Below are 21,820 nucleotides of genomic sequence, written 5' to 3'. Positions count from 1 at the left end.
AGGAGATAATCATGGCAGAATTAAATCGTTTATATAATGTTTTTCAACCAGAACATTATAATTTATATATTGATGTTAACCGCGAAACCAAAACAATTAGCGGAACAACAACTGTAACAGGTCAAGCAAAAGACCAAAATATTGCGCTTCATCAAAAAGACTTAGCAGTTTCAGCTGTCAAAGCAAACGGTAACGCAGTTGAATTTGAAGTGGATCAAGCAAAAGATTTAATCAAATTTAGCATCGAAAATACTGGTGAAGTGACAGTAGAAGTGACTTACACAGCACCTTTAACCGATACAATGATGGGGATTTATCCGTCATATTACGAACACGAAGGTGTCAAAAAACAATTAGTTGGCACACAGTTTGAAACAAATTTTGCTCGCCAAGCCTTCCCTTGTGTGGATGAACCTGAAGCTAAAGCAACTTTTGAATTAGCACTAAAATTTGACGAGAAACCAGGTGAATTAGCATTAAGTAACATGCCTGAAACACGTGTTGAAGATGGCGTGCACTACTTTGATAAAACCGTTAAAATGTCAACCTATCTAGTGGCATTTGCGTTTGGTGACATGCAAAGTAAATTAACTGAAACAAAAAGTGGTGTTAAAGTTGGGGTGTTCTCAACAAAAGCGCACAAAGAAAACGAATTAGACTTCGCTTTAGATATCGCAAAACGTGCAATTGATTTTTACGAGGATTTCTACCAAACACCTTATCCACTTCCTCACTCATGGCAATTGGCATTACCAGATTTCTCAGCTGGTGCGATGGAAAACTGGGGTCTTGTTACATACCGTGAAGCATACTTACTACTAGATCCAGATAACACAGCTTTGAGTATGAAACAGGTTGTCGCAACTGTGATTGCTCACGAACTTGCTCACCAATGGTTCGGTGATTTGGTCACAATGAAGTGGTGGGATGATTTATGGTTAAACGAAAGTTTCGCCAACATGATGGAATATGTTGCCATTGATGCTATTCAACCCGATTGGCATATTTGGGAAAGTTTTCAAACTGGAGAAGCACCCGCAGCACTTCAACGTGATGCCACTGATGGTGTTCAATCAGTTCACGTTCAAGTGGAACACCCAGCTGAAGTTGATTCATTATTTGACCCCGCAATTGTATATGCAAAAGGTGCCCGTTTGTTAGTCATGGTCCGTTCATTAATTGGCGATGAAGCTTTAAGAAAAGGACTTAAAAACTACTTTAAAGCACATCAATATAATAATGCGACAGGTCCAGATCTTTGGCATGCACTAGGTGAAGCCTCAGGAATGGATATCAGTACAATCATGAATTCATGGCTTGAACAACCAGGTTATCCAGTTGTTAAAGCTGAAGTTGTTGATGGCGAATTACGATTATCACAACAACAATTCTTCATTGGTGAAGGCAAAGATGTTGCACGTCAATGGCAAATCCCATTAAACGCAAATTACCAAGAATTACCAGAACTGTTAACTGAAAAAAGTGTTTCTTTAGGAAACTATCAAGAATTAAGACAACAAAATGGTCAAGCTCTACGTTTGAACGTAGGAAACAACTCTCACTTTATTGTTCAATATGATCAAACATTACTAGACGATATTATGGGTGAAGTGGATCAATTGGATGCAATTGCGCAAATGCAATTATTGCAAGATTTACGTCTATTAGCAGATGGCCGTCGTGTTTCTTACGCTGACTTAGTTCCAATGCTTGAAAACTTCTCAACAAGTCAATCAACAATCGTTAATGCTGCAATTTATCGCTTAGCTAACAACTTGAAGAAGTTTGTTAAAGCAGGTACGCCAGCTAAAAAAGATTTGCAAACATTGCTTGGTCAATTGAGTGCGAACCAATTTGAACGTCTTGGATTTGTACCTAAAGCTGATGAATCAAATGATAATCAATTGACTCGTCCTTATATTTTGAGTGCCGCACTTTACGCTAAGAATGAACACGCAATGAGTGAAGCACATCAATTATTTGAAGACCATCGTGATAACTTGTTGAACTTACCAGCAGAAATCCGCTCATTTGTATTGAGTAACGAAGTTAAAAATTATGGCTCAAAAGAGTTATTTGATAACCTACTAACTCAATATCAAAAATCAACAGATGCAAGTTACAAACGCGATCTTACCGCAGCACTTGTTTCAACAACTGATGAAGAATTTGTCACAGCATTAATTTCAAAATTTGAAAACAGTGACGTGATTAAACCACAAGATTTAAGATCATGGTTTAGTGGTTTGCTTTCAAACGACAAAGGACAACAACAAACTTGGGATTGGTTGCAAAATGACTGGCAGTGGCTTGAAGATACTGTTGGTGGCGATATGGAATTCACAAGTTATATCACAGTTGTTTCAAATACATTCAAAACAGCTGAAAGATTAGCAGAATTTAAAGCATTCTTTGAACCAAAAATTAATACACCAGGATTAACACGTGAAATCAAAATGGGTATTAAAGCAATCGAAAGTCGTGTCGAATTAATTGAATCAGAAAAAGAAGCAGTAGCTCACGCATTAGCACACAAATAAGCGACATTAAAAAAGCACCGAGTTTTCAAAAAAGAAAACTTGATGCTTTTTATTTTTGCCATTCAAAGCGAAGTAGTGACCATATTTTTGAATCATGAAAACCATCAGGCAAACGTTCACCTGCACGAATGATGCCGTCTAAATGAAAGCCAGCTTTTTCAGCAACATGATTGCTCTTATCGTTATTAACGCTCGCATGAATTTCAATTTTATTAACACCATAGTCGTTGAACGCAATATCGCAAATACCGTGAACCGCGCGATGCATAATTCTTTTACCACTAAACTCACTAGCTAACCAATAGCCGATTTCGGTGGTTTTATTCAAGCTGTCAAATCGATTAAGACTAATCATACCAACTGGTTTATCCTTGTACAAGATAATCGTTGATAGGGATTGATTGTGTGCAAATTCTTCAAGTGTTGTTTGTAAGAATTTTGCTTCGTCTTGCGGTGATTTTATAAAAGATACCCAAGGCAACCAACGGTTGAATTCAACTTTATTTTTTTGAATCAGTTCAAATAGTATTTTTGAATGTTTTTGAGGTTGGGGGAGAGCAAGTTGAATCTCATTGTCGATTTTATATGTGAACATAATTTATCTCCTGTTTAATTAAATAAGCAATATTTTTTTGCTAAAGCTAAACCATTGAAAAGTTTGACACAGCAATGATTAGGTTTGTTTAAACCATATTTTTGAAGTTGTCGATTTTGAGAAAATAAAAATAAAAGGTTTGACAAACAAAATTAATCCCGCTATAGTAATCATCAACAAAACAAATAATTAGAATTTACTGAGAAAAGATGAGTAAATATTTATCTTATTTTAACAGAGAGCCATGTTAGGTGAAAGATGGTACTTAAGAAAATATTGAAGATGGTCTTGGAGTAATTTTAGATTGTGAGTCATGGTGATTAGCAATCTACGGTGTAACACACGTTACTGTGTTGAAGGATAGCTAGCATAAGTGTCCTGATTTGAGATAGTGATAATTTTGTTTTTTGATTGTCACTAACATAGGGTGGTACCGCGTATAACAGCGCCCCTAGATTTAAGCAATGTCTTAGATCTAGGGGCGTTTTTTTATTTTAAAGGAGAGTTGAAAGTATGTCAGTGAATGCGTGTAACGGATTTTTAAAACAAAATCGAGAATGGGTTAATACCAAAATGGAAGATTCCATTAAGTTAGTTATTTTGAATTTAATGCCAAACAAAAAGCAAACTGAAAGACAGTTTTTAGACTTGTTAGATGAATTAAATACTGAAATAACAGTGCAGTTTATTTATCCAAAAACGCACCACTCAAAACATACACGTCAACAAGACCTTGAAAAATATTATGCAACTTTTGATGAAATCAAAAATAAAAAAGTAGATGGGCTAATTATTACCGGAGCACCTATTGAAAAATTAGCGTTTAACCAAGTCGATTATTTAAAAGAGTTAAAGCAAATAAGAGATTGGGCTAAAGAAAATGTTAAGCAAACAGTTAATGAGTGCTGGGCCGCACAGGCCGCATTATATCAAGATTTTGGTATTGAAAAACAACCTTTAGAAAATAAATTGTTTGGCATTTATCAAGCTAATTATATTGATTCAACACATCCACTTAACTGTAATATCGAAAACTTCAATATGCCACAGTCACGTCATACTGAATCGATAATTGATGATGAGCTACCTGAGGGATTGAAAGTGATTTCTTCAAGTCAAGATGCAGGTCCATTTATTTTACAAGCTAATGAGGGTAACCAACTTTACATTAGTGGTCACCCAGAATATCAAACGAACACCTTACATGATGAATATTTGAGAGATTTAAACAAGCAACAAAAAATTCAAAAGCCAATTAATTATTATGATAAACAATATCCGAAAAATACTTGGCATAAGAGTAGCCGACAGTTTTATCAAAACTGGGTAGATTTAATTAAGGAAAATTCTAAAGTAAACGTATAAGGAGCAGTCAAAATGGAAAGTCATTGTACATGGAAAAAGAAAATCGATACGATACTAGCCCAAGCAGGAAATCGCAAAGATAACGTAACCGGAGCGATTTCAATGCCGTTGTATTTTTCAACTGCATATAGACACAACGGTTTAGGTGAATCAACTGGTTATGATTATTCACGCATGAATCAGCCAACAAGAAAAGTACTCGAAGAAGTGCTAGCCCAATTAGAAAATGGTGTTCGGGCATTTGGTTTATCTTCTGGTATGGCAGCCATTCAACTTGTTTTTACTCAATTCAAAAGTGGTGATCATATCATCGTTTCAGATGACTTATACGGGGGATCATTTCGATTTTTTGATTTATTAACTGAACAATATGGACTTTCATTCAGCAAGTGGGACGGTCAAGATTACGGTGAATTAGAGAATTTATTAAGTCAAAATATACGAGCAGTTTGGATTGAAACCCCTTCTAATCCAATGATGAAAGTGATTGATATCAAAAAAACAGCGCAGTATACACATCAATATCAAGCACAGTTAATAGTGGATAACACGTTTTATACTCCACTAATTCAACAAGTATTAGAAGAAGGTGCTGATATTGCGGTTCATAGTGCTACTAAATATTTATCTGGTCACAACGATATTTTAGCTGGAGCGGTCATTTGCAAAGACAGCCGAACAGCAGAGATATTAGAACGAAATCTGATTACCATAGGGTCAATAATTAGCCCGTTCGATTCTTGGTTATTATTGCGCAGTCTAAAAACCCTACCGATTAGATTGGCCAAACAACAAGAAAATGCACAAAAACTAGTGGCTTATTTTGAAAAATCAGATGCTATTCAACAAGTTTTATATCCTGGAAAAGGTGGCATGATTAGCCTTTATGTAAGCGACCAAATTGAACTTGATTGCTTATTGAAAGAATTAGAAGTGGTATCATTTGCGGAAAGTTTAGGCGGAACAGAAAGTTTAGTGACTGTACCAGCTGTTCAAACGCATGCTGATTTGAGTGAAGAACAAAGACAACAAACAGGTATTACTGAAAATCTACTTCGAGTATCTTGTGGTCTTGAAGATAGTCAGGATTTAATCAAAGATTTCAAACAAGCTTTAGCCAAAGCTTATCAAGAAAGCGGGGAGTAAAATGAGTCAAAACGAATTTTCAGATTGGACGAAAGTCATCAAATCAACAGCTAAGCCTGACCCAAAAACGGGTGCAGTAAATCCACCAATTTACCTCTCATCGACTTTTCAACAGCCAGGACTAGATGATTTTGGTCAATGGGATTACGCTCGAAGTGGTAATCCTACGCGTGATGTTTTGGAAGAAAGTATTGCTGAGTTAGAAAATGGTTATCGAGGGTTTGCGTTTTCAACTGGAATGGCAGCGATTTCCACAGCATTGTTAACACTTAAACAAGGCGACCATGTGATTGTAACCAAGAATGTGTATGGTGGCACATTCCGATTAGTAACTGAGGTATTAGTTAATTACGGTATTAGCCATACATTTGTGGATTTGAGTGATGAAGAAGCTTTGAAGAATGCATTCCAAGAGAACACTAAAGTGGTTTATCTGGAAACACCTGCTAATCCAACTTTACAAGTAACCAATATCCAAAAAGTATCAAAGATAGCCCATGATCATCAGGCATTAGTTTTTGCGGACAATACATTTATGACTCCTATTTTGCAAAAACCACTTGATTTAGGTGCAGACCTGGTTGTTCACAGTGCAACAAAATTTTTAGCTGGACATAGCGATATTTTAGCTGGATTAGTTGTCGCGAAAACAAAAGATTTAGCAGATAAGGTCTACTTCTTGCAAAATGCAATGGGTGCAACACTGGGTGTTGCTGATTCCTTCTTACTACTAAGAGGGATAAAAACGCTTGGTGTTCGAATGCAAACTTCATCAAAGAATGCACTAGAATTTGCTAAGTGGTTAAGAAAACAATCAATTGTGACAAAAGTGAACTATCCTGGACTTGAAACATCTGACAGTTATGATATTCAGCTAAGTCAGTCAAAATCTGGCGGTGCAGTTTTATCATTCGATATTAAAACTGAAGAAAATGTCAAAAAGTTAATTGAAGAGATTAAAATCCCAGTGTTTTCTGTTTCACTCGGTGCAACTGAATCAATTCTGTCTTACCCTCCGAAAATGTCCCATGCTGAATTGAATCGAGAAGAACGACTAGAACGCGGAATTACTGACGGGTTATTAAGATTATCAATAGGACTCGAAGATATTGATGATTTAAAACAGGACTTTGCACAAGCTTTTGAAAAATTGAACTAAAAAACAATCTTAAGGAGAGAGTAATTATGCCAAAAATTAACGGAAGAACAAGTCATTATGATACAGTAGGAAGCTTTTTAAGACCTGAAAGTCTTAAAATCGCACGCGAAAAATTTAATCAAAATAAAATTACACAAGATGAGTTAACTCAAGTTGAAAATGAAGAAATCAAAAAGTTAGTCGAAAAACAAAAAGAAGTGAGTCTAAAAATTGTAACCGATGGGGAATTTCGCCGCAGTTACTGGCACTTAGATACTTTTTGGGGATTTGATGGTATTAGTCACACGAAGCAAGAACATGGCTATTTATTCCACGGAGTCGAAACACGTAATGATTCAGCTCAAGTAAGCGGTAAAATCAAATTTAACGAAAACCATCCAGATTTGTTAGCATTTAAATACTTACAAAGTTTAGTTGAATCAGATGATGAGCTAGTTGCCCGTCAAAGTATTCCGGCTCCTGCCCAACTTTATGCAGAATTAGTGAGAGGACCTGAGAACATCGAAGCTATTGGTAAATTTTATGATAGTCAAGATCAACTGATTGAAGATGTTGCACAGGCTTATCATGATTTAATCATTGCATTATATAATGAAGGCTGTCGTCATCTTAAGTTGGATGACTGTACTTGGGGAATGATTGCTGATCAAAACTTTTTGAAAACAATATCTGCAGATTATCAGGATGCACAAAAATTAAAAGCACTTTACTTAAGTTTTAATAATCGTGCTCTAGCTGATTTGCCAGCTGATTTAGCAGTAACAACGCATGTTTGTCGAGGTAATTATGCTTCTACATGGGCAGCAAGTGGTGGGTATGAAACAGTTGCCGATACTTTATTTGCAAAAGAAAATGTTTCTGCATTCTATCTTGAATTTGATGATGATCGTTCAGGTGATTTTGAACCTCTTCAACATGTCGCACCAGGTAAGGAAGTTGTCTTAGGCTTAATTACTAGCAAAAAACCAGAATTAGAGTCAAAAGAATTAATTACAGCTCGCATTAAAGAAGCTAGCCAATATGTCCCATTTGAAAACTTATCATTAAGTACACAGTGTGGATTTGCTTCAACTGAAGAAGGGAATCATTTAACTGAAGAACAACAGTGGGATAAAATTAAACTAGTTATCGAAATTGCAAATGAAGTATTTGCAGTTGATAAAGTTAAATAAAACAAAAAAGACTTCGATTGAAGTCTTTTTTGTTTGACTTTTACGTTTAAAAAACATTAAAGGTAGACGAATAAATCTTGAAATTAGTACGCTTGATTGATACGTTAATGACAACTATCTATTGGAGGACGGCTAGAAAATGAAGAAGAAAACGATTGTAATAACAGCAGTAGCTGCTGTGACCTTGTTATTGGGGACGATATCTACTGGTGTTATGGCGAATGATTATTTGAATAGACATCAATCGCCATTAAACGAGTTTGTTGATTACCCTTATAATGGTAATATTGCGATTAAAACTGCAAAACCAACTGAAAAAATAACACTGGATGATGTGCAACCTAAGCCTAATAACATTGCAATTGCAGAATCAATTTATCAAGATTTAACCACAAGGTACCCCAACCATAAAATTGATGTCTATTTGATAACAGGTGGTCAGTATAAAGATATGGTAGAACCACAACCACAGCAACAATTTATTACTGTAGATTTTGACCAAGAACTGATTAACCAGTTGCTAGCTAATCAACAAGAATTAGTTAAGTTGAATAACTATGTTGCCGAAAAAGCTCAACAATTAGATGATAGTTTGAAATATGGCAATCCGATTTCTAATGATCAAATTATTATTGACAATTCATTCAATCGTAATCTACTAGACAAATCAGCTGCAGATTATCCCACATTTAATATTCAACATTCAAAACACACTAATATTCAAAAAATGTTAGGTGGAACTTATTATGAGTAAAAGGCCGTTATAGGCCTTTTTATAGTTGATTTAAAAGTTGGGAAGGGGTTAACTTATGTCTAAAAAACTATTATTTGGTTTTATTCTAGGAATTATAGCAATAGCTACTTTTGGAAACCTTTTCTATTTGGCTATCAGTATGTTCTTGATAGTACCTTCAATGCTAGTTTTACTTTTGGCTAGGTATGGTTATGATAAAAATAATGAAGAAACAAGACAAAAAAGAGTTTACTATATCCCGAGCCTGTACTTGTTTGTACTGATTTTTGTTCTTACAATCGTTATTTTAGGATTGTCATTTTATTATCAACTTCGATTATTATTCGTGATAGCATATGTCATAACGATAGGCTTATCTGTCTATGGCATGATAAAAGAGATTAAAAGAGGTGACATCTATGATTGATTAAAGTTAAGATAGTTTTATAATCTAAACTTAGAGGAGTAAATATGTCACTTTATCAATTTCAAAATAATCAACTAACGCGTCTAAAAGCCATTCCGTTTAAAGTTGAAAAAGAGATTCAACGTTTAGTCGAAGAAAATACTGAAGTTTTGCTGGGATTAACTTTTTTGGCGACTGAGTTTCACGTGGAACATTATCGCTTAGATACGGTTGCCTTTGACGAAACAACTAATAGTTTTGTGATTATTGAGTATAAAAACGATACCAAATATAGTGTGATTGACCAGGGATATGCTTATTTGAATACATTACTCAATCATAAAGCAGATTTCGTTTTGCTATATAACGAGGTTCATGGCACGCATAGACGCGTGGATGAATTCAATTTTGAACAAACTAAAATTAACTTTATTACCAAAGGCTATACGAATTATCAGTTAGATGCAGTGAATAATCCGGAGTTGCCAATTGATTTATATCAAATCAAGCAATTTGAGAATGGTCAAATTCAACTCGATTATATTGAAAAAACAAAGCCAACAAAGGTGGCTAAAAGTCAAACAATGTTAACTAAAGAGCAAGTTAACTTTACACAGATTAGTGAATTGAAAAACTATACTGAAGCGGATATGTTGAAGAAAGGTTCAGATGAAACAAACGACTTGTATCAGGAATTGAAAATCGAAATTTTGGATTTGAATCCCAATATTTCAATCAAAGCTCATAAAACTTATCTGGCTTTTTTGATTAATGATAAGGACTTTTGTGATATCACCATTCAAAAGAAACAATTAAAATTGTTCTTGAATTTAAAGTTTGGTCAATTGAATGACAAACTTGATTATGCTCGAGATATGCGAAATATTGGTAAATATGGGAATGGGGATTATGAAGTGACATTCAATAATCATACTGATCTACCTTATATTATCGACTTAATAAAACAATCTATGATAAAAAATGATCAGTAAAAAACCTTTAGACAATAGTCTAAAGGTTTTTGTTTTTTTTGAAAATAGTTAGAGATTGTATAAGAATTAATTGTTCAATTTATTATTTATTCTCGAACCTTTTTTGCTTATATTCGGTGTTTTTTCTTTATACAAAATAACTGCAACTTTATATGTCATAAAAACAGCGTAACTGACTATTAAACTTACAATAAATAATCCTGTTGATTTGCCTAGATGATATTCCATTTTCTGATGTAAGTTGCTATTTATCAGATTAACAGTAAATATCCCACCTAAAAGAATGTTAGCAATTAAAATAACACCGAATAATCCTACAGGTGAAACATATTCGGACAATTTTTGAGAAAAATTTTTGTAGTAGTTATTTATTAATTTGTTTAAGTAAAAAGTATTAAAAAGTAAAAACAGTGTATTATAAAAAGTATTTACTAACTGTACTAAAGTTAAATAGCCGATAATTAACGATAGAATTTCTATAACAGAAATGATTTTAATTTTAAGCAGATGTTTTCGTTTTAATTCAAAAATATCAAAATTGATTTCTTTTTTCGGATTGAGAAGATTGTCAGAATCGATACTAAATAATTGTTCAATAGCTTTAACTAAATAATAATCAGGAATTCCGCGGTTATTTTCCCAAGCAGAAATCGTTTTACGAGAAACATTGAGTTTAGTTGCGAGCTGATCTTGAGTTAGATTGTGATAGTTTCTGATATATTTGATTTTCTCACTAAATTCGATAACCGTAATCTCCTTTTATATGAGTTTATGAATCATTTTAATTATAGCGAAAAAGTTGTCGATAGAATAGGTAAATGTAACCCAAAATAGCTAAGAATTAAAGCGAACTTTTGGTATAGTCAAATACTGGTAATTCTATAACAACGGGTAGTCGTTAGGAATTACTGAGCGATTATCAAAACGCAAAGTACATTATTGATAATCAATTAATTGTTATTTAAAGTTCTAATTTATAGATTGACGAGATATCAGTAGAAGACAAGCTTTCATCGTGGGGGTATCAGCAAGTATAAATGTTCAACATTATAAGTGATAACGGGTCGAATAACACCTGATTTAATCTTATCAATCTACTGGAGGTAATGCGTAAATGACTAATACACAGCGAAAGTTAGTGTTTATCTATACAGGACTATTTTTGATTATGATTGCCATGATTTTAGCCGGAGTATCCTATTTTAGTGTTTTTCCAGGGAATGATTATATTTGGCAAATACCTAGAGTTTTGATTCTAATTTTTATGCTATCAAATGTCATAAAATTAGGTCTGTGGCTATTTAAAAGCGGTCTAAAAATAAAAGAATAACGCAATCGATAACCGTAAAAAATGATACTAGTTATCATTTTTTACGGTTATTTTTTATTTGCAATAAATCGCTTAATAATGTATTTTAAAAATGTACTTTCTAAGTACACACATATACGTTTACTTTTGAGTAAAAACATACAAAAAAGGCTTGTTTGACGACAGTCAAGCAGGCCTTTTTTGTGTGATTAATGGGCGATAAAATCTAAATTAATAAAAAGCATGTTAAAATAGAATTAATATTATAATTTGGAGGATTATTATTAAATGAAAGTGCAAAGAATCTATTATTTAGATATATTGAGAGTGCTTGCAACAATCGCTGTTATTGTTATTCATGTATCGTCTCAAAGTCTTTACTACACGGAAGATGTTAGAACTTTTACGTGGCAAAGTTTAAACTTTTGGGATAGTTTAATGCGATGGTGTGTGCCAATTTTTGTGATAATATCAGGGGTATTATTTTTAAATCCACGAAAAAAGGTTAATTTAAAAAAATTATTCACAAAAAATATTTCGCGTATTATTTATGTTGCTATTTTTTGGCATCTTGTATATGGTATTTACAATTATTTTGAAGCTAAAAATTTCTATGATGCATTGAGAATAACGATTGAAGGTTACTCGCATTTATGGTTCTTGCATATGATCATAGGATTGTACCTTATTGTACCGTTCTTGAGAAAAATAACAGAAGATATCAAAATGACGCGTTATTTCCTAGCTTTATCTGCTATATTTACTGTGCTTTTACCAACGGTTTTTGATCTTTATGATAGTTTGGCAAAGTATCGTACAATGTCGCCTTTAGTCAAAACAGTTTTTGAAAGTTTAGGTACCCTAAATTCCAGTATTTATTTCCATTTAACTTTAGGATTTTCGGCGTATTTTGTAGCGGGGTATTATTTTAATCATATCAATTTGAGCAAAAAATGGCGTTATGTATTGTACTTTCTTGGATTTAGTGGGATTTTGGTAACCATTCTTGGAACAGGAGCTATTTCGTATCGATACAGCGCAATCATAACACCTCTTTATAGTTACGTAAGTCTTAATGTTATGCTAACATCATTAGCTATCTTTATTTTTATTAAAGAACTAGGTAACAAAATTAACTGGGAAGTACAGCAAAATCACAAATGGGTAAAGTGGTTAACATATCTGTCATCGGCTACGATGGGGATTTACTTGATCCACTTCTTGATTATTCATATCCTAGTTCAAAACTTCCATCTATTTGAAATTTTTAATAACGCACTTATTGCTGTACCAATAATTACAGGTATCGTGTTTGTGATTTCTTTATTACTTACAGTCATGATACGTTATATTCCGTTACTAAAGAAATTTATGATGTAAAATCGAAAACGTTTAATTTAGTTAAAAATAATTTTGAGTATTTTTTAGGAAAATATATTATGATTATTCTTCCGTGATTTTGGCTTAAATCAAATAATAAGTTGTCTCAAATAAAATTTTCTTATTTTTACCTTCAGTTATTTTTAGTTTTATGGGAGCTGAAGAATCTAAAACCTTATAAGATGAAGATTTGGTGCTATAGCCAATATCGTTGATTTTTGATTGGCTAATATTAACGCCGTCACTAATCAATTCTTGATTATTTTGAGAAACACTGATATCTGTGTAATTATTATTAGGAACACCAATCGTTGTATGACTGTAATCGTATGGTGTATCAAATATAAGCGTGAGTTGGTTATCTTGAGAAACAATTTGACAACCAGTTATTTTCGTTGGCTGATTTAGAAGGTAGACTGTATCTTCACGTCGATTAAAAGTGCCGTCGTTATTTTGGTAGACAATATGCTGATCATGTTGTGCTTCAGAGTGTTGTGAACTGTTGTTGGGTTGATTTGAACAGCCAGTTAAAACCAGTATGAAAATTAGTCCAAATAATTTTTTATTCATAGTGATTCCTTTCATAATTTTGATTTAGTTTAGGTAGTAAGTTCTTTCAAATAAAATCTGATTTGTCTTGTAGTCAGATAATTGAAAGTAAACGGGGGTCGTTAAATCAAAAAGTTGAAAATATTTGATGGAGTTATTTTCATTGATAACCTCTTCGTATACTAAAGTGTGATCACCTTGTTTAGCAGAGACTTTAAAAAAAGTATTAGTGTTGTTTTTTGTCATCTTGATAGGTAATTCAAATTGATTGGGATTATCGTTATTACTAGTAACTGCTAGATTTTGAATGATGGTAGAACTCGAACTTTTCGGCAAAGTCAATTCGTCAGTTTTTGAATTTGTGTCAATAGGCAGTGAATTTTGCGATGATTCCTGTGATGGTAATTCATAATATTTAACTGAGCATCCTGTAAACATTATTAAAGTTAATATCGTCAACAATGTACAACTGTACTTTTTAAGCATAAAAATGTAACCTCTTTTCATAGTTGTTAATAAATTCAAATTACTAAAGATAGTCGAAGATGAACATCCCCAAATTGTTGATTTTTGATTATCTTTATTTTGTAGAGAAGTTCTTTGTAACTGATTTCAAATTCTGGGTGAGATTTAGTATACTGAAACTACAATTGGAGGCGTGAGATGTATTTTAGTCATAATTTAAAAAGATTACGAAAACAAAAATCATTAACTCAAGAGCAATTATCACAGAAATTAAATGTTTCTAGTAAAGTCATTTCATCTTGGGAGAATAGTCGAACTGAGCCTGATATGTTATCGCTTCAAAAGATTAGTGTCTTTTTTGAAACGACAATTGACGACTTGATTCATCATAATGGTGTAAGTGAAGACCATTCAACAGTTCCGATGGGCAACCGACATCGTTTATTTAGCAAACTTTTTATTATTATGCAATTGATTTTAGTTCTACTAATGTATGGCGATACTTTCCAGGTAGTTAATTTTCCAGGTGCTTTTGTATTGGTAATTGGTAGTATTTTGGTTTATGGTATCTTCTTTCGCAAAACAAAAATGCAAAATAGGGGATTTATACTAATGAGTTGCCTGCCATTTAGCTTAATGCTAATTAATTTAATTGTTTTATTTCAGCCACTCATTGCAGGTCATATCACTGGAATTACGATTGGTGCTATACCAGTTATGTTAAACATTAAAGTCTATTATATTTTGGCAGTGTTGATTATAAGTATGAGTGAGTTTTCGATTATCTTGGCGTTATTAAACAGAAAAAGCTAGTCCAGTGTTGGACTAGCTTTTTGATTAACAAGCCAATGTAACATGACAATTGCTTGTGATGTGACAACATTTTGGTGTAAGTTAAAATAAGAGAGCGAGGAATAATGATGACATTAGGACAAAAGTTACAAGAACTAAGGCAAGAAAGTAAAGCGACACAATCACAGGTAGCAAAAGAACTATATGTAACTAGGCAAACTGTTTCTAGATGGGAACAGGATCAGGCTTTGCCCAGCATTGAGACACTAAATCAGATTGCCCATCTTTATCAAACACCACTAAATACTTTGGTTTCAGATGAGAATTATGATGAACAAAAAAATAACAAGAGAATAAATATTTTAGCCTTGTTTGGTGTCATTTTGTTTAACTTGATAGTTGGTCTTGCTGTGTTTATTGTGGTTATTAGTATTGTGTTTTCGCTTTGGGTAACCCTTATTGCTTTTATTTTATCACCATTCATATTATATATATCAACATTGTCAGGGCTGCAGTCTTTTGCATTATGGCAATTAATAAGTAGTGTGTTACTTTGTATATTTGGAGCAGTATTGATTCCATTTTTATATAAGGGAACTGTTAAAGTAGTTAATATTATTAACCATTATTTAAGAGTAAACAAAAAATTAATTTTTAGTCATTAATTATAGATTCTATCAGAAATAAAAATAGCCTTTTATAGGCTATTTTTTGCTTAACTATTATTTGGATTATTAGGATTTTTAAGACGTTGTTTTCCTAAGAATTGAAAACCTTTACTTGCAACTAAAGTAAAATCAGAATTGTCGTCTCTTAATGAGTAAAACATAGAAGGATAGCGAAATTCATTACTGCTATCAATATTTTTTGCAGGAGAAGTCATACCACAAAAATTTAATTTAACAGGCAATGGCTCATTATCCTGGTAAACATTAAAGAAATTATAGAAAGCTGAATTAGCATTAATTTCACTATTAGGAATATTGCTATTTGCTTCAAATTTAACGACAAGTTTAGAATATTGAGCAGTGTCTTTTAAATAATCAGAGTATTCATTTTTTTTAACGACCTCATAGCCTACTATTTTGAGCGTAAGTGAATCAGTTTTGAGTACCCCGTTCTCAAAAGATCCTGTTTTAGAATTTGCTATTTCATTATTAAGATTGATAGTTGTTAAAGCTGCACTCTTATTACTATCACATCCTGTAATAGCTAAAACCAGTAGTAGTAACCCTGTGAACCAGAACTTTTTCATGTTAAATCCTCCAAAATTTGATTGCTTGCATTATAACATAGGAATTAGTTAAAAGATTTGATAAGAAAAAAGTTTAATATAGTAGAGTTGATATGCTGTGCTATGATAACGACAAGTTATAGGGTTGTTGGATGATTTATAAGGAGGAAGTTCGATGTCAGTTATGTTTTTAGTATTTGTATTAATTTCTTTAGGACTACTGGGTTCAGGTATTTATAAAAGGAATAAAATCTATGTTTTTATTGGATCCGTTATGTTTGCCTTAGCATTACTTGTCTTTTTGTATTTTATTTTTCTGCCTGAAAATATTTGACGTAACTAAGTAAAGGTAACTACTAAAGCCATTAAAATTATGCTACAAGTCAAACATATAAATGTTGTTAATAAGTACTTATTGAGGGGGATGTTAAATCCTCCAAAATTTATTGCTAGCGTCATAATATAATTGGAATTTTCGATTGTACCTATTAATAAAAAGTCATATCAGTTATAGTTTAAGATACAGCATTATAATTGGAGGATAATAATGAATAGAAAACAGATTAAGGAAAATGCAAAAGAATTAGTTAGTCAAAATAGGGGCTATTATTTCAAATTAACTTTCATACCAGCAGTTATGCAGTACATTGTAATTGCAATGGTCTGTGCTAGCTTTTTTGGACTTACTTCAAACTCATTGGATCTGAGCATGGATCCAGTACAGTCAATTAGAAAATTTTATTTAATTGCGACAGCAACGTGGTTAGTTATCATCGTAGTTGCACTGATCAAAACATGGTTTGATTTCAGTATGAAAATGATTATGCTGAAGTCTTATCGAAAAGATAGCAAGCCTAAAACGGGTAAGGAAGCTATCTTGTATGTTTTTAAAGATAAAAAATGGTTATATGTCATAGGGCTATTGGTACTAATTGGCATTTATAACAATATTGTTAGTTGGGTTAAAGATACACTGACTGATTTAGTCGATGCCCTTTCTGAAGCTGCTAAGAGTATGGTTCACAACGATGCATTAGCGATTGCTATTATTGGAATTGCTTTGTTAGTTTATCTGGTCATCTACATTGTGGCACTACTGTTTACAAACGTTACAGACCAAATGGCGTATACTTACTCAGACAGTTATGAAATAGGTGAAGGCGTGTTTTATGCTTTCAAAAAAGCCTATGTATTAATGACAAAAAAAGAAAATATGTTTGAATTTTTCATCTTACAATTAAGTTTATTAGGTTGGTATTTACTTAATATTTTAACGTTAGGTATTTTAGGAATCTGTTGGTTCAATGCTTATGCTGAAATGGTTTATGCAGGATTTTATGATGAGATAACGAAAAAAGAAGAATAAAAAAGACTTAACCATAACGGTTAAGTCTTTTCATTTGTTGTTACTAAAGCAAGTCACTAATTATTTGCTTAATATAATCTTTGTTAAACCAAAAAGACTGTGTCGTCATGTAATTGTCAGTATATTTCTGATTATCTTTCGGTTTTTTAACCCAATTTGATGGTGTTGGCAGTTTATTGGCATATTGATTGTTTTGATAACTTGAAAGACGAGAATGTGGTCTAACATGAACAATTGATTTATTAGTACTTTTGATTAAGTTATTATAGACACGTTGACCTTTAAGTTCTAATTGAACTCCTTCTTTCAGTTTGTGTTTAGTATTGAGCCAGGCCTCTTTGATAGTCGTATCTAACTGATGTTGTGGAACACTATAAAATTTAATGCCTTTTAGTATGACTGCGTTCGCGTTAATTTCTTTAAAAACTACAAATAAAAATTTACTTTCTACAAGGTACTTATGTAAATCAGCTTCAGGATTATCCTCTTTATCAGTCCAATTTTGATTTACTAATTCTTGAAAGCTAAACTCTGGAAACGACATATGTTCGTTAGGATTATTTTTTTCATCTACTAAAATAGACTTTGGCACTATCGAGGCTTTCTCAAATTCATCAACTTTATCTAGTTTTCCATTCTTATTAAGTCCCAAAATAGCTCTTACAATCATATTGCGGGTGTTTTTACTGCTTGAATCGATTTGAAATAACTTTTGTAGTTCGTCTTGAGTTTTACCAATGTAAGGTTCAAATTTCTCTTTGATTAGCTGTTCAAGTGATTTGTCTTTAACCTCTTCGGCATTTTTGATAATACTTTCATTTTTGTTTTCATTGAAGACGTATTGCCTTAATAAATTCGTCATAAAGCTTGATTTAAAAGAAAAGGCACGCTGTTTAGCTTTGACGTCAGAAAAAGGCTGTGTACGGACTGATTTCCGATTAGCACCTTTAGTACAAGCTGATAGATAATCGGTTAGGCTCTCGCTTAATTCGTGCGCTTTACCAGCTTTTACATACTCTTGTATGATGTGCCAATCCTTTTTGATAATTTCAAAATCAGCAGGATATTGTTTCATTTGGTAGCTGAAAACTTCTTTGAAAAACCAATCAGATTTAGGAATCTCTTGATTATATTCATAAAAAGCTAGTTCTAGGTTTTCGTTTTTTTGAATTAAATGACTACTATCAAATGATTCAGTAACGAGGTTTTCGTAATTAATAATGTTCAAAACCAGTCTTTCTTTAGCACTAATTTTGCCACTTTTTAATCGTTTAAAAGGGGTCGCTTTTAGTTCAACAATTCCTAAGTCAGGTGAACTATCAGAATCTTTTGGCTTGCCAAACCAAGATTCAAATAAGTCACCCATTAAATTTTTATCCCCTTTAACTTGATAACCTAATTGTTGAATTAAATCTTTTTGTTTAATGTCTCTAATTTGTTGTGCTTTTTGATGGACTTGCTCAACACTCAAATAATTCATCATAAATCCTCCAGTAAATTTGATCTTTTGTCTTAAACAAAGTATAATAAAGGACATCGAAAACTTTTAAATAACAATAACTATAAAATAGATAGAAGGAAACTGATACGATGCCAAAAAAATTGAAAGTACTAGAACTATTTGCCGGTGTTGGTGGGTTTAGAGTGGGACTTGAACATGCCAACAAGGAGCTCTTTGAAACAAAATGGGCTAACCAATTTGAACCTTCTCGTAAAAGCCAGGATGCCTTTGAAGTTTATGATTATCATTATCCAGAATCAAATAATATTTGTACAGATATAAACAATATTTCTGATGAAGATTTTAAAGCTATGGATGCAGATATTATCGTTGGTGGTTTTCCTTGCCAAGACTATTCAGTAGCTAGGTCAGTCAAAAACGAGATGGGTATTCAAGGCAAGAAGGGTGTTTTATTTTGGCAAATTATTCGTGCTATTGAAAATATTCACCCAAAATATCTTATCTTGGAAAACGTGGATAGATTATTAAAAGCACCATCAAAACAACGTGGAAGAGATTTTGCTGTCATGTTATCTGCTTTAAATCAGCTTAATTATTCGGTAGAATGGCGTGTGATTAATGCCGCTGAGTATGGAGGCGCACAGAGAAGAAGACGTGTTTACTTCTTTGTCTTTAGAAATGACTTACCTTACGCACAATTCTTAGATGATAAGTTTGAAACAAATAACGATGATACTAAATATGATTCGTACATTTTTAATGAGGGGCTTTTTGCAAAACAATTCAAAATTAAACAAGAACCATACAAGCAAAGACACGCTGCTTATACCTTGTCGAATGATATTGTTGAAGTATCTGATAATTTTTCAGGTAAAGTTTTCAACACAGGAATTATGCGACATGGTCAATACTTTACTATTGATACAAAAGCACTAGGTGATGAAGTACCGACACCACTAAAAGATATTGTGCAATCTGAAAATGAAGTGGATGAAAAATACTTCGTAGATGACGAAGAAAGAATTAAAAAATTTGCTTATTTAAGAGGACCTAAGAAAATCAAAAGAACAAGTCAAGAAGGATATGAATACACCTATTCTGAAGGTGGCATGTCTCCACATGAAAATCTTGATTTACCAGGCAGAACAATGCTAACCTCAGAGGGAACTACAAATAGATCAACTCATTGGTTAAAAATTAATGGTCGTTATCGATTTTTAACGCCTATTGAGACTGAGCGTTTACAAAGTTTTCCTGATGATTGGACTAAGTATAAGAAAGTTAATGGCGAAATCAAAGAAGTTTCAAACCGTATGAGAATGTTCTTCATGGGTAATGCGTTAGTCACTGACATCGTAAAAAGAATTGGAACTGAAATTGAAAATATAGAAAATAATTATTAAAAAAGCATGCTGTAAATACGGCATGCTTTTTTATATTAATTGAATTAATCCCAAAGAAATCACACCAACAATAACTGTTACTAAAAGACTCTTAGATAATATTGCAGCTAGCAAAGTAGGAATTGAAGCTAAAAGGTTTTGTATATTTAGTTCAGGTAGTTGACCGAGTCTTTGAATAAATAAGTTTTCAAACCAAAGTGCGGACATGATCACAATGGGAACAAAATTTAAAAATTCGATGGCTTTGTCGGGTAGATTAACTTTTTTAAGGACTGCAAAAGGTAACGCTCTTGAGCACCAAGTGACAAAACCGCATAGAAAAATTGTTAAAATCACAAAATTAGTTGAGGGCATTTTTGATTACAACTCCTAACGTACAGCCGATTAAAGTGACAACAATAATTAATAAATTCGACGGCAAAAAAATTAGCCCGATATACATCAAAATAAAAACGAGGCCAATCGTAATTAGCTGCAATTTTTTAGTTAATTTTTTATCACTGTTAACTTGCAAATAAAGTAAGCCGATAAACATTGCAACAATTGCAAATTGTAGCCCTAGGGATTGCGGATTTGGAATAAAATTACCAATTAGTCCACCAATAATAGAAGCTAAGAACCAAGTCGCATAGGCCACCAAGTTGGCGGTATTAAACCAGGTGAAACTCAGTTGATTCTGAGTAAAATTAATCTTATTCATACTTAAAGCAAAGCTTTCATCAGTCAACAAGGTTCCTAACCACAAGTTTTTAAGCAGTGATTCCTGTTTGAAATAAGGTGCCACAGACAGGCTCATAATAATCATACGTGAGTTGACTAAGAAAACGGCAATCACGATTGATGTAAGTGGTGCACCAGCGAGTAATAGGCCTACCAATACGAATTGCGCTGATCCCGCATAAGTAATTAGTGAAATAAGTCCAATTAAAAATACGTTAAGTCCAGAAGCTTGTCCAATAATTCCAAAGGCAATCCCAATTCCAATATAACCAAAGGTTGTCGGCAAAACATCATGTAAAGCAGTTTTGAAATCTAGTTTTGAATTCATCACGTCACTCCTCCAAGTTAAGTTAGTGACTAGAATACGTGACTTTTGAATAGATTTCAATCAAAAAAGCTAACCATTATGGTTAGCTTTTTGTGAAGAAACTAGGGATTCGATTAACTAATATCAAAATGATAACAATTGCAACAATTGTATCTGGGATGACATAACTAGCATTATAAATGAGTGAGTAAAGGGCAACAGGCTGACCTTCAGGCGCAAAACTCTGATAGAAGAAAATACCTGCTAGAAAATGATTAAGTAGTGAAAAAGCACCACCAACTAATCCTCCAAAAGTGACGTAAGTAATCGCGCTTTTTTGATGGTTGTTTGCTAGGGATTTTTTGAATTGTTTTGAAAAAATACCTGCTAATCCAATCAATGCAAATGCTAAGATATAGTCGAATAAAACCTGAATGGGATTTAAGAAGTAGCCACCAAAAAATAAAGAAATCATCCCAGTAATCAAGCCTGATAAAGTTCCTGGTAGTATACCATGTTTTAAGCTAAGCAGAATAATAGGTACAAAAGTTAGTGAAACGCTACCTCCTTGAGGCATTTGAAATAAAACAATGTAGTTAAAAACGATAGCTAAAGCAGACATAATCGCTGTTTCAGTAAAAATTTGAATTTTGTTAGTCATCATGAAGTCCTCATTTAATCAAAATAGTTGCTAGTAAAAGTTTAACAGAGTTATCAATTGTTTA

At 32.9% G+C, this 21,820-nt stretch carries 23 protein-coding genes; 14 read left to right on the top strand and 9 right to left on the bottom strand.

The genetic code is table 11. From position 1 onward, the window contains the following. Positions 1-11 precede the first annotated feature (11 nt). On the top strand, positions 12-2,540 hold the full coding sequence (locus JNUCC72_RS05690) for a M1 family metallopeptidase (RefSeq protein ID WP_454143693.1): 2,529 nt from the start codon (positions 12-14) through the stop codon (positions 2,538-2,540). Between the two features lie 49 nt (positions 2,541-2,589). On the opposite strand, the gene JNUCC72_RS05685 is transcribed toward JNUCC72_RS05690, so the two are convergent. Beyond that, positions 2,590-3,135, bottom strand: coding sequence for a GNAT family N-acetyltransferase (locus tag JNUCC72_RS05685; protein WP_454143691.1), 546 nt, complete (start codon positions 3,133-3,135; stop codon positions 2,590-2,592). Positions 3,136-3,648: 513 nt separating this feature from the next. Between JNUCC72_RS05685 and JNUCC72_RS05680 the strand changes: the two genes are divergently transcribed. From JNUCC72_RS05680 to JNUCC72_RS05655, 6 genes are all read left to right on the top strand, one after another. After that, positions 3,649-4,500, top strand: coding sequence for a homoserine O-acetyltransferase/O-succinyltransferase family protein (locus JNUCC72_RS05680; RefSeq protein ID WP_454143689.1), 852 nt, complete (start codon positions 3,649-3,651; stop codon positions 4,498-4,500). Between the two features lie 12 nt (positions 4,501-4,512). After that, positions 4,513-5,646, top strand: coding sequence for a PLP-dependent transferase (locus tag JNUCC72_RS05675; RefSeq protein WP_454143687.1), 1,134 nt, complete (start codon positions 4,513-4,515; stop codon positions 5,644-5,646). Between the two features lies 1 nt (position 5,647). Continuing rightward, positions 5,648-6,805 (top strand): aminotransferase class V-fold PLP-dependent enzyme, encoded by a 1,158-nt coding sequence (locus JNUCC72_RS05670; RefSeq protein WP_454143685.1) that lies wholly within the window; start codon positions 5,648-5,650, stop codon positions 6,803-6,805. A 26-nt stretch (positions 6,806-6,831) separates the two neighbouring features. Continuing rightward, complete coding sequence (locus JNUCC72_RS05665; RefSeq protein WP_454143683.1) at positions 6,832-7,977, top strand: 5-methyltetrahydropteroyltriglutamate--homocysteine S-methyltransferase; 1,146 nt, start codon at positions 6,832-6,834, stop codon at positions 7,975-7,977. Positions 7,978-8,116: 139 nt separating this feature from the next. Next, a complete protein-coding gene (locus JNUCC72_RS05660; protein ID WP_454143681.1) occupies positions 8,117-8,731 on the top strand; it encodes a hypothetical protein in 615 nt (204 codons plus the stop codon). Positions 8,732-9,181: 450 nt separating this feature from the next. Continuing rightward, a complete protein-coding gene (locus tag JNUCC72_RS05655) occupies positions 9,182-10,108 on the top strand; it encodes a DUF5655 domain-containing protein (RefSeq protein ID WP_454143679.1) in 927 nt (308 codons plus the stop codon). A 66-nt stretch (positions 10,109-10,174) separates the two neighbouring features. Here the strand turns inward: JNUCC72_RS05655 and JNUCC72_RS05650 are convergent, their stop codons facing one another. Then, positions 10,175-10,825 (bottom strand): helix-turn-helix transcriptional regulator, encoded by a 651-nt coding sequence (locus tag JNUCC72_RS05650; RefSeq protein ID WP_454144737.1) that lies wholly within the window; start codon positions 10,823-10,825, stop codon positions 10,175-10,177. A 397-nt stretch (positions 10,826-11,222) separates the two neighbouring features. Between JNUCC72_RS05650 and JNUCC72_RS05645 the strand changes: the two genes are divergently transcribed. After that, the gene (locus tag JNUCC72_RS05645; RefSeq protein ID WP_454143677.1) at positions 11,223-11,438 is read left to right on the top strand and encodes a hypothetical protein; all 216 of its coding nucleotides are present in this window, start codon (positions 11,223-11,225) and stop codon (positions 11,436-11,438) included. Between the two features lie 267 nt (positions 11,439-11,705). Beyond that, entirely contained in the window at positions 11,706-12,797 is a 1,092-nt protein-coding gene (locus JNUCC72_RS05640) for an acyltransferase (protein WP_454143675.1), read from the top strand. Positions 12,798-12,881: 84 nt separating this feature from the next. Here JNUCC72_RS05640 and JNUCC72_RS05635 read toward each other — a convergent pair whose 3' ends face one another. Then, on the bottom strand, positions 12,882-13,367 hold the full coding sequence (locus JNUCC72_RS05635; RefSeq protein WP_454143673.1) for a hypothetical protein: 486 nt from the start codon (positions 13,365-13,367) through the stop codon (positions 12,882-12,884). Positions 13,368-13,391: 24 nt separating this feature from the next. Continuing rightward, positions 13,392-13,832, bottom strand: a complete 441-nt coding sequence (locus JNUCC72_RS05630; protein ID WP_454143671.1) for a hypothetical protein — start codon at positions 13,830-13,832, stop codon at positions 13,392-13,394. Positions 13,833-14,009: 177 nt separating this feature from the next. Between JNUCC72_RS05630 and JNUCC72_RS05625 the strand changes: the two genes are divergently transcribed. After that, positions 14,010-14,624 (top strand): helix-turn-helix transcriptional regulator, encoded by a 615-nt coding sequence (locus JNUCC72_RS05625; RefSeq protein WP_454143669.1) that lies wholly within the window; start codon positions 14,010-14,012, stop codon positions 14,622-14,624. Positions 14,625-14,731: 107 nt separating this feature from the next. Beyond that, positions 14,732-15,268: a helix-turn-helix domain-containing protein gene (locus tag JNUCC72_RS05620; protein WP_454143666.1), complete on the top strand. Its 537-nt coding sequence runs from the start codon at positions 14,732-14,734 to the stop codon at positions 15,266-15,268. 50 nt (positions 15,269-15,318) lie between these two features. Here the strand turns inward: JNUCC72_RS05620 and JNUCC72_RS05615 are convergent, their stop codons facing one another. Then, positions 15,319-15,858, bottom strand: a complete 540-nt coding sequence (locus tag JNUCC72_RS05615) for a hypothetical protein (RefSeq protein WP_454143664.1) — start codon at positions 15,856-15,858, stop codon at positions 15,319-15,321. A 154-nt stretch (positions 15,859-16,012) separates the two neighbouring features. Here JNUCC72_RS05615 and JNUCC72_RS05610 point away from each other — a divergent pair, with 154 nt between their 5' ends. Next, a complete protein-coding gene (locus JNUCC72_RS05610; protein ID WP_454143662.1) occupies positions 16,013-16,171 on the top strand; it encodes a hypothetical protein in 159 nt (52 codons plus the stop codon). A 213-nt stretch (positions 16,172-16,384) separates the two neighbouring features. After that, positions 16,385-17,203: a DUF975 family protein gene (locus tag JNUCC72_RS05605; protein ID WP_454143660.1), complete on the top strand. Its 819-nt coding sequence runs from the start codon at positions 16,385-16,387 to the stop codon at positions 17,201-17,203. Positions 17,204-17,246: 43 nt separating this feature from the next. Here JNUCC72_RS05605 and JNUCC72_RS05600 read toward each other — a convergent pair whose 3' ends face one another. Continuing rightward, entirely contained in the window at positions 17,247-18,686 is a 1,440-nt protein-coding gene (locus JNUCC72_RS05600) for a Sau3AI family type II restriction endonuclease (protein WP_454143658.1), read from the bottom strand. A gap of 107 nt (positions 18,687-18,793) precedes the next feature. Between JNUCC72_RS05600 and dcm the strand changes: the two genes are divergently transcribed. Next, positions 18,794-20,068: a DNA (cytosine-5-)-methyltransferase gene (gene dcm, locus JNUCC72_RS05595; protein ID WP_454143656.1), complete on the top strand. Its 1,275-nt coding sequence runs from the start codon at positions 18,794-18,796 to the stop codon at positions 20,066-20,068. A gap of 30 nt (positions 20,069-20,098) precedes the next feature. Here dcm and JNUCC72_RS05590 read toward each other — a convergent pair whose 3' ends face one another. From JNUCC72_RS05590 to thiT, 3 genes are all read right to left on the bottom strand, one after another. Then, on the bottom strand, positions 20,099-20,422 hold the full coding sequence (locus tag JNUCC72_RS05590; protein WP_454143654.1) for an AzlD domain-containing protein: 324 nt from the start codon (positions 20,420-20,422) through the stop codon (positions 20,099-20,101). Next, a complete protein-coding gene (locus tag JNUCC72_RS05585) occupies positions 20,409-21,116 on the bottom strand; it encodes an AzlC family ABC transporter permease (protein ID WP_454143652.1) in 708 nt (235 codons plus the stop codon). Before JNUCC72_RS05585 ends, JNUCC72_RS05590 begins: the two co-directional genes overlap by 14 nt. Positions 21,117-21,198: 82 nt before the next feature. Further along, positions 21,199-21,756 carry an energy-coupled thiamine transporter ThiT gene (thiT, locus tag JNUCC72_RS05580; protein WP_454143650.1) on the bottom strand — a complete coding sequence of 186 codons (558 nt, stop codon included), beginning with the start codon at positions 21,754-21,756 and terminating at the stop codon, positions 21,199-21,201. Positions 21,757-21,820: the final 64 nt, after the last annotated feature.

Source organism: Holzapfeliella sp. JNUCC 72 (assembly GCF_053668685.1).
Note: the sequence above shows the minus strand (reverse complement) of the source record. Positions and strands in the feature narration are given on the sequence as shown.

Coding starts and splice junctions, on each gene's coding strand:
- JNUCC72_RS05690 (WP_454143693.1), top strand. CDS start 12: ATGGCAGAATTAAATCGTTTATATAATGTTTTTCAACCAGAACATTAT.
- JNUCC72_RS05685 (WP_454143691.1), bottom strand. CDS start 3,135: ATGTTCACATATAAAATCGACAATGAGATTCAACTTGCTCTCCCCCAA.
- JNUCC72_RS05680 (WP_454143689.1), top strand. CDS start 3,649: ATGTCAGTGAATGCGTGTAACGGATTTTTAAAACAAAATCGAGAATGG.
- JNUCC72_RS05675 (WP_454143687.1), top strand. CDS start 4,513: ATGGAAAGTCATTGTACATGGAAAAAGAAAATCGATACGATACTAGCC.
- JNUCC72_RS05670 (WP_454143685.1), top strand. CDS start 5,648: ATGAGTCAAAACGAATTTTCAGATTGGACGAAAGTCATCAAATCAACA.
- JNUCC72_RS05665 (WP_454143683.1), top strand. CDS start 6,832: ATGCCAAAAATTAACGGAAGAACAAGTCATTATGATACAGTAGGAAGC.
- JNUCC72_RS05660 (WP_454143681.1), top strand. CDS start 8,117: ATGAAGAAGAAAACGATTGTAATAACAGCAGTAGCTGCTGTGACCTTG.
- JNUCC72_RS05655 (WP_454143679.1), top strand. CDS start 9,182: ATGTCACTTTATCAATTTCAAAATAATCAACTAACGCGTCTAAAAGCC.
- JNUCC72_RS05645 (WP_454143677.1), top strand. CDS start 11,223: ATGACTAATACACAGCGAAAGTTAGTGTTTATCTATACAGGACTATTT.
- JNUCC72_RS05640 (WP_454143675.1), top strand. CDS start 11,706: ATGAAAGTGCAAAGAATCTATTATTTAGATATATTGAGAGTGCTTGCA.
- JNUCC72_RS05635 (WP_454143673.1), bottom strand. CDS start 13,367: ATGAATAAAAAATTATTTGGACTAATTTTCATACTGGTTTTAACTGGC.
- JNUCC72_RS05630 (WP_454143671.1), bottom strand. CDS start 13,832: ATGCTTAAAAAGTACAGTTGTACATTGTTGACGATATTAACTTTAATA.
- JNUCC72_RS05625 (WP_454143669.1), top strand. CDS start 14,010: ATGTATTTTAGTCATAATTTAAAAAGATTACGAAAACAAAAATCATTA.
- JNUCC72_RS05620 (WP_454143666.1), top strand. CDS start 14,732: ATGACATTAGGACAAAAGTTACAAGAACTAAGGCAAGAAAGTAAAGCG.
- JNUCC72_RS05615 (WP_454143664.1), bottom strand. CDS start 15,858: ATGAAAAAGTTCTGGTTCACAGGGTTACTACTACTGGTTTTAGCTATT.
- JNUCC72_RS05610 (WP_454143662.1), top strand. CDS start 16,013: ATGTCAGTTATGTTTTTAGTATTTGTATTAATTTCTTTAGGACTACTG.
- JNUCC72_RS05605 (WP_454143660.1), top strand. CDS start 16,385: ATGAATAGAAAACAGATTAAGGAAAATGCAAAAGAATTAGTTAGTCAA.
- JNUCC72_RS05600 (WP_454143658.1), bottom strand. CDS start 18,686: ATGATGAATTATTTGAGTGTTGAGCAAGTCCATCAAAAAGCACAACAA.
- dcm (WP_454143656.1), top strand. CDS start 18,794: ATGCCAAAAAAATTGAAAGTACTAGAACTATTTGCCGGTGTTGGTGGG.
- JNUCC72_RS05590 (WP_454143654.1), bottom strand. CDS start 20,422: ATGCCCTCAACTAATTTTGTGATTTTAACAATTTTTCTATGCGGTTTT.
- JNUCC72_RS05585 (WP_454143652.1), bottom strand. CDS start 21,116: ATGAATTCAAAACTAGATTTCAAAACTGCTTTACATGATGTTTTGCCG.
- thiT (WP_454143650.1), bottom strand. CDS start 21,756: ATGACTAACAAAATTCAAATTTTTACTGAAACAGCGATTATGTCTGCT.